Annotated in this window: 12 protein-coding genes; all 12 read right to left on the bottom strand. The window is 63.6% G+C overall.

Annotated features, from left to right (window positions below; all coding sequences use genetic code 11):
- Positions 1 to 7: 7 nt before the first annotated feature.
- The 12 genes from dnaE to uppS all read right to left on the bottom strand — a co-directional run bounded on the left by dnaE (position 8) and on the right by uppS (position 14,908).
- Positions 8 to 3,538, bottom strand: coding sequence for a DNA polymerase III subunit alpha (dnaE, locus tag IB275_RS08105; protein ID WP_192289335.1), 3,531 nt, complete (start codon positions 3,536 to 3,538; stop codon positions 8 to 10).
- Between the two features lie 154 nt (positions 3,539 to 3,692).
- Entirely contained in the window at positions 3,693 to 4,304 is a 612-nt protein-coding gene (gene rnhB / locus IB275_RS08100; protein WP_192289337.1) for a ribonuclease HII, read from the bottom strand.
- Complete coding sequence (gene lpxB / locus IB275_RS08095; protein ID WP_192289339.1) at positions 4,304 to 5,446, bottom strand: lipid-A-disaccharide synthase; 1,143 nt, start codon at positions 5,444 to 5,446, stop codon at positions 4,304 to 4,306. Before lpxB ends, rnhB begins: the two co-directional genes overlap by 1 nt.
- A gap of 2 nt (positions 5,447 to 5,448) precedes the next feature.
- Positions 5,449 to 6,225: an acyl-ACP--UDP-N-acetylglucosamine O-acyltransferase gene (gene lpxA, locus IB275_RS08090; protein ID WP_192289341.1), complete on the bottom strand. Its 777-nt coding sequence runs from the start codon at positions 6,223 to 6,225 to the stop codon at positions 5,449 to 5,451.
- Positions 6,222 to 6,662, bottom strand: coding sequence for a 3-hydroxyacyl-ACP dehydratase FabZ (gene fabZ / locus IB275_RS08085; protein ID WP_081517895.1), 441 nt, complete (start codon positions 6,660 to 6,662; stop codon positions 6,222 to 6,224). The genes lpxA and fabZ overlap by 4 nt, the downstream gene beginning before the upstream one ends.
- Before the next feature lie 48 nt (positions 6,663 to 6,710).
- The gene (gene lpxD / locus IB275_RS08080) at positions 6,711 to 7,772 is read right to left on the bottom strand and encodes a UDP-3-O-(3-hydroxymyristoyl)glucosamine N-acyltransferase (RefSeq protein ID WP_192289343.1); all 1,062 of its coding nucleotides are present in this window, start codon (positions 7,770 to 7,772) and stop codon (positions 6,711 to 6,713) included.
- A complete protein-coding gene (locus IB275_RS08075) occupies positions 7,772 to 8,275 on the bottom strand; it encodes an OmpH family outer membrane protein (protein ID WP_081517893.1) in 504 nt (167 codons plus the stop codon). The genes lpxD and IB275_RS08075 overlap by 1 nt, the downstream gene beginning before the upstream one ends.
- Before the next feature lie 48 nt (positions 8,276 to 8,323).
- Positions 8,324 to 10,714 carry an outer membrane protein assembly factor BamA gene (gene bamA / locus IB275_RS08070; protein WP_192289345.1) on the bottom strand — a complete coding sequence of 797 codons (2,391 nt, stop codon included), beginning with the start codon at positions 10,712 to 10,714 and terminating at the stop codon, positions 8,324 to 8,326.
- 73 nt (positions 10,715 to 10,787) lie between these two features.
- Complete coding sequence (gene rseP / locus IB275_RS08065; protein ID WP_192289347.1) at positions 10,788 to 12,140, bottom strand: sigma E protease regulator RseP; 1,353 nt, start codon at positions 12,138 to 12,140, stop codon at positions 10,788 to 10,790.
- A gap of 16 nt (positions 12,141 to 12,156) precedes the next feature.
- Entirely contained in the window at positions 12,157 to 13,347 is a 1,191-nt protein-coding gene (gene ispC, locus IB275_RS08060) for a 1-deoxy-D-xylulose-5-phosphate reductoisomerase (RefSeq protein ID WP_192289349.1), read from the bottom strand.
- Positions 13,344 to 14,159 (bottom strand): phosphatidate cytidylyltransferase, encoded by an 816-nt coding sequence (locus tag IB275_RS08055; protein WP_192289351.1) that lies wholly within the window; start codon positions 14,157 to 14,159, stop codon positions 13,344 to 13,346. The genes ispC and IB275_RS08055 overlap by 4 nt, the downstream gene beginning before the upstream one ends.
- On the bottom strand, positions 14,153 to 14,908 hold the full coding sequence (uppS, locus tag IB275_RS08050; protein ID WP_192289353.1) for a polyprenyl diphosphate synthase: 756 nt from the start codon (positions 14,906 to 14,908) through the stop codon (positions 14,153 to 14,155). The genes IB275_RS08055 and uppS overlap by 7 nt, the downstream gene beginning before the upstream one ends.
- Positions 14,909 to 14,918: the final 10 nt, after the last annotated feature.

Genomic DNA, 14,918 nt, shown 5'->3' with positions numbered 1-14,918 from the left:
GGCTTCACTAGCGGTAGTTGAGGAAGACGTTGTCGCGGCCGAACTGGTCACGCAACGCTTGAATCAGGTTGTCTGCGGGATCGATCCGCCATTGCTCGCCGAACTGCAACAGGGCGCGCGCCTGCTCGCCACTGTAGTCGACGGTGACCGGGCAGCTGCCGCGGTGACGGGTGCACAGGTCGGCCAGCCAGCGCAGACGGTCGCCCTTGAGCGCATCGGCATGGACGCGCACGCGCAGGCTTTCCGCCAGCGAGGTGCGCGCCTCTTCCAGGCCCATCACGCGCTTGGCGCGCAGGCGCAGGCCGCCGGAGAAATCGTCCTGACTGACCTCGCCCTCGATCACTACCAGCGCGTCGGTCTGCAGCAGCGCCTGGTTGGCGGCGAAGGCTTCGGCGAACAACGAGGCTTCGATACGGCCGGAGCGGTCATCGAGGGTCACGAAGCCCATCTTGTCGCCGCGCTTGTTCTTCATCACCCGCAAGTTGACGATCAGGCCGGCGACGGTCTGGGTATCACGCGCGGGTTTCAGCTCGACGATGCGCTGGCGGGCAAAACGTCGCACCTCACCTTCGTACTCGTCGATCGGGTGACCGGTCAGGTACAGGCCGAGGGTGTCTTTCTCGCCCTTCAGGCGCTCCTTGAGGTTGAGCTCCTTGACCTTGCGGTGGTTGGCGTAGACATCCGCCTCGGGCTCGGCGAACACGCCACCGAACAGATCCATGTGGCCACTGTCATGGCTGCGCGTGGTCTGCTCGGCAGCCTTGACGGCTTCTTCCATGGACGCCAGCAGCACGGCGCGGTTGATGTCGACGTGGGCGTGGTAGGCCTTCTGCTCTTCATGGAAGTGCGGGCCGAGGCGATCCAGCGCACCGGCGCGGATCAGCGCCTCCAGGGTGCGCTTGTTGACGCGCTTGAGGTCAATGCGGTCGCAGAAGTCGAACAGGGTCTTGAAGGGCCCGCCCTCGTTGCGGCACTCGGTGATGGCTTCCACCGGACCTTCGCCGACGCCCTTGATCGCGCCCAGGCCGTAGACGATCTGGTTGTCCTCGTCGACGGTGAAGCGAAACTCGGAGTTGTTCACGTCCGGCGCCAGGATGCGCAGCTTCATGTGGCGGCACTCTTCGATGAGCGTCACCACCTTGTCGGTGTTCTGCATATCCGCAGTGAGTACTGCGGCCATGAACGGGGCTTTCCAGTGGGTCTTCAGCCAGGCGGTCTGGTACGACACCAGGCCATAGGCGGCCGAGTGCGACTTGTTGAAGCCGTAGCCGGCGAACTTTTCCACCAGGTCGAAGATGTTGCCCGAGAGGTTTTCGTCGATGCCATTGCTGGAGCAGCCTTCGATGAAGCCGCCGCGCTGCTTGGCCATTTCCTCGGGCTTCTTCTTGCCCATGGCGCGGCGCAGCATGTCCGCGCCGCCGAGGCTGTATCCCGCCATCACCTGGGCGATCTGCATCACCTGTTCCTGGTACAGGATGATGCCGTAGGTCGGCTTGAGCACGGGTTCGAGGCCGGCGTACTGGTAATCCGGGTGCGGGTAGGAGATTTCCTCACGACCGTGCTTACGGTTGATGAAGTCGTCCACCATGCCCGACTGCAGCGGACCGGGACGGAACAGCGCCACCAGTGCGATGAGGTCTTCCAGGCAGTCCGGCTTGAGCTTCTTGATCAGCTCCTTCATACCGCGCGATTCAAGCTGGAAAACCGCAGTGGTCTCCGCCTTCTGCAGCAGGTCGTAGGTCTTCTTGTCGTCCAGCGGAATGCGATCGATGTCGACCAGATCGGTCTCGCCAGCCTTCTGCTGGATGCGATGGATGATTTCCATCGCCCATTTGATGATGGTCAGGGTACGCAGGCCGAGGAAGTCAAACTTCACCAGGCCGGCGGCCTCCACATCGTCCTTGTCGAACTGGGTCACCAGACCGGCGCCCTCTTCGTCACAGGCGATGGGAGCGAAATCGGTCAGCTTGGTCGGCGCGATCACAACGCCACCGGCGTGTTTGCCGGTACCACGGGTCACACCTTCCAGCTTGAGCGCCATGTCCCAGATTTCCTGGGCTTCCTCGTCGGTCTTGAGGAAGTCGCGGAGCATTTCCTCCTGCTCGAAGGCCTTCTCCAGGGTCATGCCCACTTCGAAGGGAATCATCTTCGACAGCTTGTCGGCCAGGCCGTAGGACTTGCCCTGCACCCGCGCCACGTCGCGCACCACCGCCTTCGCGGCCATGGAGCCGAAGGTGATGATCTGGCTCACTGCGTTGCGACCGTAGGCGCCGGCCACGTAGTCGATCACCCGGTCGCGGCCCTCCATGCAGAAGTCGACGTCGAAGTCGGGCATGGAAATACGTTCGGGGTTCAGGAAGCGTTCGAACAGCAGGTCATAGGCCAGCGGGTCGAGGTCGGTGATCTTCAGCACATAGGCGACCAGCGAACCGGCACCCGAGCCCCGGCCGGGGCCCACCGGCACGCCGTTGTTCTTGGCCCACTTGATGAAGTCCATCACGATCAGGAAGTAGCCGGGGAAGCCCATCTGGATGATGGTACCCAGCTCGAACTCCAGGCGATCGACATAGAGCTGCCGTTTCTCTTCGTAGTTCGGCGTGGTGTCCTTCGGCCAGAGCACCGCCAGGCGCTCCTCCAGGCCCTCGTAGGAGACATGGCGCAGGTAGTCGTTGATATCCATGTCATCAAAGGGGATCGGGAAGTTGGGCAGGAAGTACTTGCCCAACTGCACGTCGATGTTGCAGCGCTTGGCGATCTCGACGGAGTTTTCCAGAGCCTCGGGAATGTCACTGAACAGCTCGGCCATTTCTTCCGGGCTCTTCAGGTACTGCTGGTCGGAATAGCTGCGCGAACGGCGCGGGTCATCCAGGGCACGGCCTTCGCCGATGCAAACGCGGGTCTCGTGGGCCTCGAAGTCCGCTTCCTTGATGAAGCGCACGTCGTTGGTCGCCACCAGCGGCGCGCCGCTGCGCGCCGACAGGGCCACGGCGGCGTGCACGTGCTCTTCGTCGTTGACTCGGCTGGTGCGCTGGATATCCAGGTAGAAGCGGTCCGGGAAGACCTCCAGCCACTCGGCCAGCAGCGAGTCCGCCAGGGCGTCGTCACCCTCCAGCAACGCCATGCCGATCTCGCCTTCCTTGGAGCCGGACAGCGCGATCAGGCCTTCGGCGGCGTCCTTCACCCACTGCCGCTCGATGATGATCTCGCCATTGCGCTGGCCTTCCTGCCAGCCACGGGAAATCAGCTCGGTCAGGTTGCGGTAGCCCTTGGCGTTCATCGCCAGCAAGGTCAGGCGGGTCAGCGGGCCGTCCTCGTCGCGGTTGGCCAGCCAGATGTCGGCGCCGCAGATCGGCTTGATGCCGCCACCCATGGCCGTCTTGTAGAACTTCACCAGCGAGCACATGTTGCTCAGGTCGGTCACCGCCACCGCCGGCATGCCCGCCCCGCCGACCGCCTTGATCAGCGGCTTGACCCGTACCAGGCCGTCGACCAGGGAGAATTCGGTGTGCAGACGCAGGTGAACGAAGGTGGCGGTCATGGTGGTCCTTGGCAAACGCGAAAAACGGCAAGCCCCGGATTGTACCGGGGCTGTCCGCAAAGCTACAGGGATCAATGGGCCAGCCGTCGCGCCGGGTGTTTGAAGTCACCGGCGGGCCGCTGGCCGCGAGGAATTCCAGAGTAATAACAGGGTGTTACAGGATGCCGGCAGGGTTTTCCAGCAAGGCGCGCACCGGCCCGAAGGAGCGACGGTGGATGGGCGTCGGGCCCAGACGCTTGAGCGCCTCCAGGTGCACTGGCGTCGGGTAGCCCTTGTGGCCGCCGATGCCGTAGCCGGGGTACAGCGCCTCCATTTCCTGCATCTCGCGGTCACGGCTAACCTTGGCCAGGATCGAGGCAGCGGCGATGGCCGGAACCTTGGCGTCGCCCTGCACCACCGGTGCCGACGGCACCTGCAGTTTCGGGCAGCGGTTGCCGTCGATCAGCGCCAGTTTCGGCGTGACGCTGAGGCCTTCCACCGCGCGCTGCATGGCGAGCATGGTGGCGTGGAGGATGTTCAGCTGGTCGATCTCGTGCACATCGGCACGGGCGATGCACCAGGCCAGGGCCTTCTCGCGGATCTCGTCGAACAGCGCCTCGCGGCGCGCTTCGCTGAGCTTCTTCGAGTCGTTGAGGCCCTTGATCGGCCTAGCCGGATCGAGGATCACCGCCGCGGTGACCACGGGACCGCAGAGCGGACCACGACCGACTTCGTCGACACCGGCCACCAGTTCTTCCACCAGGGTGAAGTCCAGGCCCATCTGCATCAGCGTTTCTCCACCAGGGCGAGCACCGCTTCGGCGGCCTGCGCGGACGCATCCTGGCGCAGGGCGCGATGGATGGCGTCGAAGGATTCGGTCTGCACACTGCCGTCGTCGAGCAGGGGCAACAAGGTCGTGGCCAGCGCCTCTGGAGTCGCCGCATCCTGGATCAGCTCGGGCACCAGCAGGCGGCCGGCCATCAGGTTCGGCAGCGAGATGTAGGGACTCTTCACCAGGCGCTTGAGGATGCGGTAGGTCATCGGCGCCACCTTGTAGGCGACGACCATCGGCCGCTTGTACAGCAGGGCTTCCAGCGTGGCGGTGCCGGAGGCGATCAGTACGGCGTCGCAGGCGGCGAACGCTTCGTGGGAAGCTCCGTCGAGCAATTGCACCGGCAGATCGCGACCCGCAAGCATTTCTTCGATCTGCACGCGGCGTTCGGGGCTCGCGCAAGGCAGCACGAAGCGCAGGCCAGGGCGATCCTGGAGCAGGCGCTGGGCGGTATCGAGGAACAACGCGCCGAGCTTCCCGACCTCTCCTCCCCGGCTACCGGGCAGGAGCGCGACGACGCTGGCTTCCTGCGGCAGACCGAGACGCTCGCGCGCACCGGCGCGGTCGGCTTCCAGCGGAATGGTATTGGCCAGCGGATGCCCGACGAAACGCACCGGCACCGCATGTTCTTCGTAGAAACGCGCCTCGAAGGGAAAAAGCGCGAGCATCAGGTCGCAGGCTTCCTTGATCTTCAGCACACGCTTCTGCCGCCAGGCCCAGACCGAGGGGCTGACGTAGTGCACCGTACGGATGCCCGCGCGGCGCAGCTTCAATTCAAGAGTCAGGTTGAAGTCCGGCGCGTCGATGCCGATGAACACATCCGGTTTGGCCGCGATCAGCATCTTCAGCAGGTCCTTGCGCCGGCGCAGCAGTTCGCGCAGGCGACCCAGCACCTCAACCAGGCCCATGACGGCCAGGCGCTCCATCGGGAAATGCGACCGCAGCCCTTCGGCCTGCATGCGCGGGCCGCCGACGCCGATGAATTCGATATCGGGGTGGCGCTGCTTGAGCGCCTGCATGAGGCCGGAGCCGAGGATATCGCCGGACGCCTCGCCCGCGACCAGGGCGACGCGCAGCTTGCGTGCGGTCGATTGCATGGTCAGCGGGTGATGCCGCGGGTGGAGCTCTGGATGGAGTCGCGGAACACCGCGACTTCCGGGAACTGCTCGGAGACTTCGGCCAGTTCGCCGAGTGCCTCATCCACCGTCAGGCCCTGGCGGTAGACCACCTTGTAGGCACGGCGCAGCGCCTGGATCGATTCGGCGCTGAAACCGCGACGGCGCAGGCCTTCGAAGTTCATGCTGCGGGCCTCGGCGGGGTTGCCGAAGACCGTGACATAGGCCGGAACGTCCTTGCCGATGGTGGTGCCCATGCCGGAGAAGGCGTGCGCGCCAATGCGGCAGAACTGATGTACCAGGGTGTAGCCGGAGAGGATCGCCCAGTCATCCACATGCACATGCCCCGCCAGCGCGGTGTTGTTCACGAGGATGCAATGGTTGCCGATCACACTGTCGTGGCCGATGTGCACATAGGCCATGAGCAGGTTGTGATCGCCGATGGTGGTCTCCGAGCGATCCTGGATGGTGCCGCGATGGATGGTCACACCCTCGCGGATCACATTGTTGTCACCGATCACCAGGCGAGTCGGTTCGCCCTTGTACTTCAGGTCGGGGGTATCTTCACCCACGCTGGAGAACTGGAAAATCCGATTGTTCTTACCGATCTTCGTGGGGCCTTTGACTACCACGTGCGGACCGATCACCGTACCTTCGCCGATCTCCACATCCGGCCCGACCATGGACCAGGGGCCCACTTCTACGTCGTCAGCCAGCTTTGCGCGCGGGTCGATGATGGCGCGAGGATCGATCAAACTCATAGTTTGCGTTCCGCACAGATGATTTCGGCCGAGCATACCGGCTTGTCATCGACGGTGGCATGGCAATCGAACTTCCAGATGCCACGCTTGACGCTCAGGAACTGGGCATTGAGCTGCAGCTGGTCGCCCGGCAGCACCGGCTGGCGGAAGCGCAGCTTGTCGGAGCCGACGAAGTAATACAGGGTGCCATCGGCCGGCTTCACGTCGAGCATCTTGAAACCGAGGATGCCGGCCGCCTGGGCCATGGCCTCAATGATCAGTACGCCCGGCATGATCGGATGCTGCGGGAAGTGGCCATTGAAGAACGGCTCGTTGATGCTGACATTCTTGTAGGCGCGAATGCGCTTGCCTTCGATGTCCAGCTCGACCACCCGATCCACCAGCAGGAAGGGGTAGCGATGAGGCAGGTATTCGCGAATCTCGTTGATGTCCATCATGTTCAGGGGAGCCTGTTCAGAAAAGGGAAACGCCAAAAAATGCGTGGATCACGCATCTGATGGAGCGTCTCCGCTTGGGGTCACGGCGGCCACGCGCTTTTCCAGCTGCTGCAGACGACGGGCCATGTCATCCAGCTGACGAATGCGCGCGGCACTCTTCTTCCATTCAGCCGCAGGCTGCATGGCGGTACCGGACGAGTAGGAGCCCGGTTCGGTGATCGAACGGGTCACCATGGTCATCCCGGTGACGAAGACGTTGTCACAAATCTCGATGTGGCCGACCAGGCCGACACCGCCGGCGAGCATGCAATGCTTGCCGATCTTGGCGCTGCCGGAAATCCCGCAGCAGCCGGCCATGGCAGTGTGATCACCGATCTGCACGTTGTGGGCGATCATGATCTGGTTGTCCAGCTTCACGCCATTGCCCACCAGGGTATCGGACAACGCACCACGGTCGATGGTGGTGTTGGCGCCGATCTCGACGTCGTCACCCAGGGTCACGCCGCCAATCTGGGCGATCTTCTGCCAGATGCCCTTGTGGTTGGCGAAGCCGAAGCCCTCACCACCCAGCACGGCGCCGGACTGGATCACCACGCGCTTGCCGATGCGCACGTCGTGGTAGAGCGTCACGCGGGGCGCAAGCCAGCCACCCTCGCCAACCACGCTGCGCGCGCCGACGAAGCAGTGGGCACCGATGGTGACGTTGGCACCGATCTGCGCACCGGCCTCAATGACGGCATAGGGTCCGACGCTGGCACTCGCGTCGACCTGCGCACCTTCATCGACCACCGCGGTGGGATGAATGCCGACCGGCGCCTTGGGCTTGCGGTCGAACTGGTGGGACAGGCCGGCATAGGCCAGGTAGGGATTGGGGACGATCAGCGCATTGCCGGTATAGCCTTCGGCGTCAGCGGCAGTCAGCAGAACGGCGCTGGCCTGGCTGCCTTCGAGGAACTTGCGGTACTGCGGATTGGCCAGGAAGCTCAACTGACCGGCGCCTGCGTCCTGCAGGGTAGCCAGCCCGCTGATCACCTGAGCGGGATCGCCGCGCAACTCGGCATCGAGTTGCGCAGCCAGTTCGGCGAGGGTAAAGGACAGCTCGGTCATCATCAGCGCAGTTGGTTCATGCGCTCGATGACTTGGCGGGTGATGTCGTACTGCGGCTTGACGTCGACCACGGCACCACGCTCGACCACGAGGTCATAACCACCTTTCTTGATGGTTTCCTCGACGGCCTGGTCCAGCTTCGGCTTGAGCTTCTTCAGCATGTCGCGGTCGGCGACGGCCTTGGCTTCGTTCAACTCCTTGGACTGGAACTGGAAGTCACGGGCCTTCTGCTTGAAGTCACCTTCGGCCTTGTCGCGCTCGGAAGCGGACATCTTGCTGCCGCCGTTGACCAGCTTGTCCTGCAGGGCCTTGGCATCGGTTTCCAGGGCCTTGAGCTTGGTCAGCTGGGGGCCGAACTTCTTCTCGGCATCCACGGCGTATTGCTTGGCCGCATCCGACTCGAGGAGTGCCATCTGATAGTTGAGCACCGCGATCTTCATGTCGGCGAACGCGGGGCTCGCTGCCAGGGCGGCGGTGATCAGGACGAACTGGGTCAACTTACGCACAATGCACTCCTGCACAAAGCATGGTTGTCATTACAACGATACGGCCAATTAGAAGGTCTGCCCGAGGGAGAACTGGAAGATCTGGGTTTCGGCGTTATCCGGTTTCTTGATCGGAGTCGCCAGGCTGAAGCTCAGCGGGCCCAGAGCGGTGATCCAGGTCAAACCGACACCCGCGGACATGGCCATGTCCTGGAACTTGACGCCGTCGCAACCTTGGGTGGTGGAGGTCGGGCAGTCGGTGTCGAACACGTTGCCGATGTCATAGAACAGCACGGTGCGCAGTTGGCGCTGGTCCTTCACGAACGGCAGCGGGAACAGCAGTTCAGCGCCGCCGGTGATCAGGATGTTACCACCGAAGGCTTCCGGATCCTGATCCGGGTCGGTGTAGCGGCCGTTGGCATCCGGGCCCGAGACCACCGCACCAGTGCTTGGATCGGTTACCCGGCTAGGCGTACTGCGTGGGCCCAGGGAGCTGTCCTTGAAGCCACGCACCGAGTTGAAGCCGCCGGCGTAGTAGTTCTCGTAGAACGGCAGGCGATCGGTGTCGCCGTAGGCGCCGCCGTAACCGAGTTCGGTATGGAAGCGCATGGTGTAGTTTTCGGTGAGCGGCGCGAAGATCTGGCCACGGTAATCGAGCTTGTAGAACGACAGATCGCTACCCGGAATGGTGGTTTCCAGCACCAGGCTCTGCGAGTGACCGCGGTTCGCCAGCACGCCCTTGTTCAGGGTCGACTCGGACCAGCCGATGGACGCCTTGAAGTTGGTGAAGCTGTCGCCTTCCTTCTCGATGAAGTCGAAGATCTCGTCGACGGTATAGGCGCCAGTGTCGATGTCGTCGCGCTGCACGGTCAGGCCGTAGGTCAGGCGCGAGGTCTCACTGATCGGGTAGCCGATGCTGACGCCGGCACCCAGGCTGTTCACCGAGTAGCTGGAAACGTCAACATCGAGCTCGTCGTAGTCGGTCTTGCGGTAGAAGGCGTTGTAACCCAGGCTCACGCCGTCGACGGTCCAGTAGGGGTCGACGAAGCCGAAGTTGTAGCGGGTCTGGTAGTCGGACTTGGTCAGGCCGATGCTGACCTTGTTACCGGTACCCAGGAAGTTGTTCTGGCTGATCGAGCCGCCGAGGATCAGACCGGCGCTCTGGGCGAAGCCCACGCTCGCGGTGATCGAGCCGGACGGTTGCTCTTCCACGCTGTAGTTGACGTCGACCTGGTCGTCGGTGCCCGGAACAGCCGGGGTTTCGACGTTGACTTCCTTGAAGTAGCCCAGGCGCTCGAGACGCTGCTTGGACTGGTCGATCAGGTAGGTCGAGGCCCAGCCGCCTTCCATCTGGCGCATTTCGCGACGGAGTACTTCGTCCTCGGTCTTGGTGTTGCCACGGAAGTTGATGCGGTTGACGTAGGCGCGCTTGCCCGGATCGACCACGTAGGTGATCGATACGGTCTTGTTCTCGTCGTTCGGCTCGGGAACGCCGTTGACGTTGGCGAAGGTATAACCCTCGTTACCCAGGCGACGGGTGATCAGGTCGGAGGTGGTGGTCATCACCTTGCGGGAGAACACCTGGCCCTTCTTCACCAGCAGGAGCTTCTTCACTTCGTCTTCCGGCACTTTCAGGTCGCCGGAGAGCTTCACGTCGCTGACGGTGTACTTCTCGCCTTCGTTGACGTTGACGGTGATGTAGACGTGCTTCTTGTCCGGGGTAATGGACACCTGGGTGGAGGCGATATCCATGTGGATGTAGCCACGGTCCAGGTAGTACGAACGCAGACGTTCCAGGTCACCGGAGAGCTTCTCGCGGGAATACTTGTCGTCGTTCTTGAAGAAGGACAGCCAGTTGGTGGTCTTCAGCTCGAACAGGTCGGTCAGGTCTTCCTCGGAGAAGACGGTGTTGCCCACCACGTTGACATGGGCAATGGCCGCCACGGTGCCTTCGTTGATGTTGATCTTCAGCGCAACGCGGTTGCGCGGCTGCGGCACGACTTCGGTCTCGATCTCGGCGGAGTAGCGGCCCTGGGCCACGTACTGGCGCTGCAATTCGTTACGCACGCCCTCGAGGGTCGCACGCTGGAAGATTTCGCCTTCGGAGAGGCCGGACTGCTTCAGACCCTTCATCAGGTCTTCGGTGGTGATGGCCTTGTTGCCCTCGATCTCGATGCTGGAGATGGACGGACGCTCGACCACGTTGACGATCAGCACATTGCCATCACGGCTGAGCTGGATGTCCTGGAAGAAGCCGGTCTTGAACAGCGAGCGGGTCGCTTCGACCAGGCGGCGATCGTCGATCTGCTCGCCGACGTTCAGCGGCAGCGCCGCGAACACGCTGCCGGCAGACACGCGCTGCAGGCCGTTGACCCGGATATCGGAAACAGTGAAGGACTCGGCGTGAACCTGGGCGATCATCAGCGCGGAAAGGGCCGCGGGAAGCAGAAAGCGTTTCATGGAGTCCTTTTATTCCAACTGACAAATAGAGAATCTGCCGCAAAGGGCGGCAGATCCGAAAACCAATGGGCGGCTACAGTCGACTCAGATCGTTGACCAGGGCCAACAACATGACCCCGACTACCAGGCTGATGCCAATCTGCATCCCCCAAGCCTGGACCCGCTCCGACAGTGGGCGACCTCGCACCCACTCGACCATGTAGAACAGCAGATGCCCGCCATCGAGGACAGGAATCGGCAACAGGTTGAGAACCCCCAAGCTGATGCTCAGATAGGCGAGGAAATGCAGAAAATCCCCTACGCCGGACTGGGCTGAAGCGCCCGCCACTTTAGCAATGGTTATCGGCCCGCTCAAGTTTTTTACCGAGAGCTGCCCGAGCACCATTTTCTTTAGAGAATCCAGAGTTAGCAGGCTCATGGACCAGGTTCGGGAGAGCGCCTGTCCCACCGCTGCCACCGGCCCATAGCTCACTTCGCGAAGCATTTCCGGCGGCCACTGACCACCGGCGACACCCGCGCCCAGGTAACCGGTGCGGGCCTTGCCCTCGCCTTTGGCCGCCAGGGTCAGGGCGAGCTCCTCGCGCTGACCGGCGCGCTCGATGCCCAGGGTCACCTTACCTTCAGGCATAGCGCGGACACGGGAGACCACTTCTTGCCAATCCGTGACCGACTGGCCATCCAGACTGACGAGACGGTCACCAATCTGCAGGCCGGCAGCCTTGGCAGGCCCTTTTTCGTCCAGCTCAGCAATTACCGGTGCGACAGCAGGTCGCCAGGGCTGGATCCCCAGACCGCCGATGGGGTCGGGATTATCTTCGTTCTTCAGCCAGGAGCTGATGCGCACCTGGTGCACGGCCGGAACGCTGGATCCCTGCCCCAGCACCGAAACGCTCAGCTCGCCGGTTTCACCGAGACGGCGCACCAACTGCAGGTTGACGCCACTCCAGCCGTCGACGGCCTCGCCATCCACCGCCACGACTTCCTGGCCAGACGCCAGACCGGCGATGGCCGCGGGACTGTTCGCCACCACGGAGCCGATGATCGGCTTGATCTGCTGGCTGCCCAGCATGGCCAGGACCCAGAAGAACAGGATGGCCAGCAGGAAATTGGCGATCGGCCCCGCCGCAACGATGGCGATGCGCTGGAACACGGTCTTGCGATTGAAGGCGCGGTCGAGCAGCTCGGCAGGGACATCGCCCTCCCGCTCATCGAGCATCTTCACGTAGCCACCCAGGGGAATGGCGGCGACGACGAACTCGGTGCCGTGGCGATCGTGCCAGCGCACCAGCGGCGTGCCGAAGCCCACGGAGAAGCGCAGGACCTTGACCCCGCAGCGGCGGGCAACCCAGAAGTGTCCGAATTCGTGGAAGGTGACCAGTACGCCCAGGGCGACAATTAATCCCACCACCATATAAAGGGCGCTCATCGCTACCTCCTCGGGCTCAATGCCCGCGCTCCTGCAACCACGCCTGTGCGGCGCCGCGTGCGCGCTGGTCGGCCGCCAGCACCGCATCGAGCGATTCGACCGGTGTGTGCGCCTCGCGGTTCAGCACTTCGTCGATGATAACCGGGATATCCGTGAAGCGGATGCGCCGCTCGAGGAACGCCGCGACGGCCACCTCGTTCGCCGCATTGAGCATCGCCGGCACGCTGCCACCTGCTTCAGCCGCTTGGCGTGCAAGGCGCAGGCAGGGGAAACGCTGCTCATCGGGCGCACTGAAGTCCAGGCGGGCGATGGAGAACAGGTCCAGCGGCGAAACGCCGGAATCGATCCGCTGCGGCCAGGCCAGGGCATGAGCAATGGGGGTCCGCATGTCCGGATTACCCAGTTGGGCCAGCACCGAGCCGTCAACGTAGTCCACCAGGGAGTGGATCACGCTCTGCGGGTGGATCACCACCTCGACCTTCGACGGCGCGGCGTCGAACAGCCAGCAGGCCTCGATCAGCTCCAGGCCCTTGTTCATCATGCTCGCCGAATCGACAGAAATCTTCCGCCCCATCGACCAGTTGGGGTGTGCGCAGGCCTGCTCTGGCGAAACCAGGCCCAACTGTTCCAGCGGCGTTTCGCGGAACGGGCCGCCCGAAGCCGTCAGCAGGATGCGACGAACACCCACTTGGCCCAGGCCGCGAGCATAGTCCGCCGGCATGCACTGGAAGATCGCATTGTGCTCGCTGTCGATCGGCAGCAGCACAGCGCCACTGGCTCGCACGGCATCCATGAACAGCGCGCCGGACATCACCAGCGCCTCTTTATTGGCCAGCAAGACCCGCTTGCCAGCCTCGACAGCCGCCAGAGTGGGCTTCAGACCCGCAGCACCGACGATGGCCGCCATCACCGCATCCACTTCGGGATGGGCGGAAACCTCGCAAAGACCAGCCTCGCCGACCAGCACCCGGGCTTCAAGCCCTGCGGAACTCAGGCGATCCTGCAGCGCACGGGCCTGTTCAGTCTCCGGCACCACGACAAACCGCGGTCGATGACGCAGGCAAAGCAACTCGAGTTCAGCCAGCCGGGAAAAGCCGCTGAGCGCAAAGACGCGGTAACGATCAGAGTGACGCCCGATGACGTCGAGGGTACTGAGGCCGATCGAACCGGTCGCCCCCAGCACGGTGATCCACTGCGGATGACTCACGGCGTACCCCAGCCCACGGCCCAGAGCAACGCGGTGAACACCGGGATGGCGGCGGTCAGGCTGTCGATGCGGTCCAGCACGCCACCGTGCCCGGGCAGCAGGTTACTGCTGTCCTTGAGGCCGGACTGGCGCTTGAACATGCTTTCGGTCAGATCACCGATCACCGACAGGGCCACCACGAGGGCCGCACACGGTAGCGCCAGCAGCAGCTCGCGGACAGTCCAGTCGCGGTAGATGGAGACAGCGACGGTGATCGCCAGGCACAGCACCATGCCGCCGAAGAAACCTTCCCAGCTCTTGCCCGGACTGACGCGCGGGGCCAGCTTGCGCTTGCCGAAGGCCTTGCCGGAGAAGTAAGCGCCGATGTCGGCAGCCCAGACCAGCACCATCACGGCAACGATCAGCCAATTGGACAGCGGCCATTGCTTGAGCAGCACCAGCCCCTGCCAGGCCGGCAGCAGGATCAGCAGGCCGATCAGCAGGCGGCGCCAGCGCCCACCCCAGCTCGACGCGCTATCCGGATAAGTCAGCACCATGACGGTCGCAAGCGCCCACCAGAGCAGGGCCAGCACCAGCACCGCTCCTGCCAGTTGCGGCAGCCAGGCCAATACCAGCATCAGCGCGGCGACGGTGGCAGCGTAACCGACGCGAGCGGGCTGTTCGTTGTAACCGGCCAGACGCGCCCATTCCCAGGCACCAAGGCTGACGACCAGACCGATGAACAGCGAGAACGCCGCGCCATCGAGCAGGAAGAAACCACCCAGCGCGATCGGCAACAGGATCAGCGCCGTGATGATTCGTTGTTTCAACATGACGGGGGTGCCTCGGCCTCGACCTGCTCGCTGGTCTTGCCGAAACGGCGCTGACGAGAGGCGTAGTCCTGCAACGCAGCCTGCATGGCTTCGTGCTTGAAGTCGGGCCAGTAGAGATCGGAGAAATACAGCTCGGCATAGGCCAGCTGCCAGAGAAGGAAGTTGCTGATGCGGTGCTCCCCACCGGTGCGGATGCACAGGTCGGGCAGCGGCTGGTCGCCGGTGGAGAGGCAACCCTGGATCAGCTCCGGGGTAATCTCCTCCGCCGCCAGATGGCCGGCCTGCACCTCGCGGGCAAGACGCTGGGCCGCCTGGGTGATGTCCCACTGGCCGCCATAGTTCGCCGCCACCTGCAGCAGCATGCTGCTGCCATTGGCGGTCAGCGCCTCGGCTTCGCGCATCGCCGCCTGCAACTCAGGAGCGAAGCGGCTGCGGTCGCCAATGATGCGCAGGCGGATGCCGTTGGCACTGAGCTTGCGCACTTCACGACGCAGGGCCATGAGGAACAGCTCCATCAGCGCGCCGACCTCATCGGCCGGGCGCTGCCAGTTCTCGCTGGAGAAGGCGAACAGCGTCAGCACCTCGACGCCCGCCTCGGCGCAGGTCTTGATCACCGCACGGACGGCATCCACGCCAGCCTTGTGCCCGGCTACCCCGGGCATCAGACGCTTCTTCGCCCAGCGATTGTTGCCGTCCATGATGATCGCGACGTGCCGGGGCACGTCCGTCACCTGCTTGGTCTTTTCCATGACGAGAGCC

Origin of the sequence: Pseudomonas sp. PDM21, from assembly GCF_014852505.2 — a bacterium.
In the GTDB taxonomy this organism is placed as follows: Bacteria; Pseudomonadota; Gammaproteobacteria; order Pseudomonadales; family Pseudomonadaceae; genus Pseudomonas.
The sequence above is the reverse complement of the archived record's forward strand: the minus strand, read 5'-3'. Positions and strand labels throughout refer to the sequence as shown.

Bases quoted from the DNA above. Each gene is read 5' to 3' on its own strand.
- dnaE (WP_192289335.1), bottom strand. From the start codon at position 3,538: ATGACCGCCACCTTCGTTCACCTGCGTCTGCACACCGAATTCTCCCTG.
- rnhB (WP_192289337.1), bottom strand. From the start codon at position 4,304: ATGCAGATGGGCCTGGACTTCACCCTGGTGGAAGAACTGGTGGCCGGT.
- lpxB (WP_192289339.1), bottom strand. From the start codon at position 5,446: ATGCAATCGACCGCACGCAAGCTGCGCGTCGCCCTGGTCGCGGGCGAG.
- lpxA (WP_192289341.1), bottom strand. From the start codon at position 6,225: ATGAGTTTGATCGATCCTCGCGCCATCATCGACCCGCGCGCAAAGCTG.
- fabZ (WP_081517895.1), bottom strand. From the start codon at position 6,662: ATGATGGACATCAACGAGATTCGCGAATACCTGCCTCATCGCTACCCC.
- lpxD (WP_192289343.1), bottom strand. From the start codon at position 7,772: ATGATGACCGAGCTGTCCTTTACCCTCGCCGAACTGGCTGCGCAACTC.
- bamA (WP_192289345.1), bottom strand. From the start codon at position 10,714: ATGAAACGCTTTCTGCTTCCCGCGGCCCTTTCCGCGCTGATGATCGCC.
- rseP (WP_192289347.1), bottom strand. From the start codon at position 12,140: ATGAGCGCCCTTTATATGGTGGTGGGATTAATTGTCGCCCTGGGCGTA.
- IB275_RS08055 (WP_192289351.1), bottom strand. From the start codon at position 14,159: ATGTTGAAACAACGAATCATCACGGCGCTGATCCTGTTGCCGATCGCG.
- uppS (WP_192289353.1), bottom strand. From the start codon at position 14,908: ATGGAAAAGACCAAGCAGGTGACGGACGTGCCCCGGCACGTCGCGATC.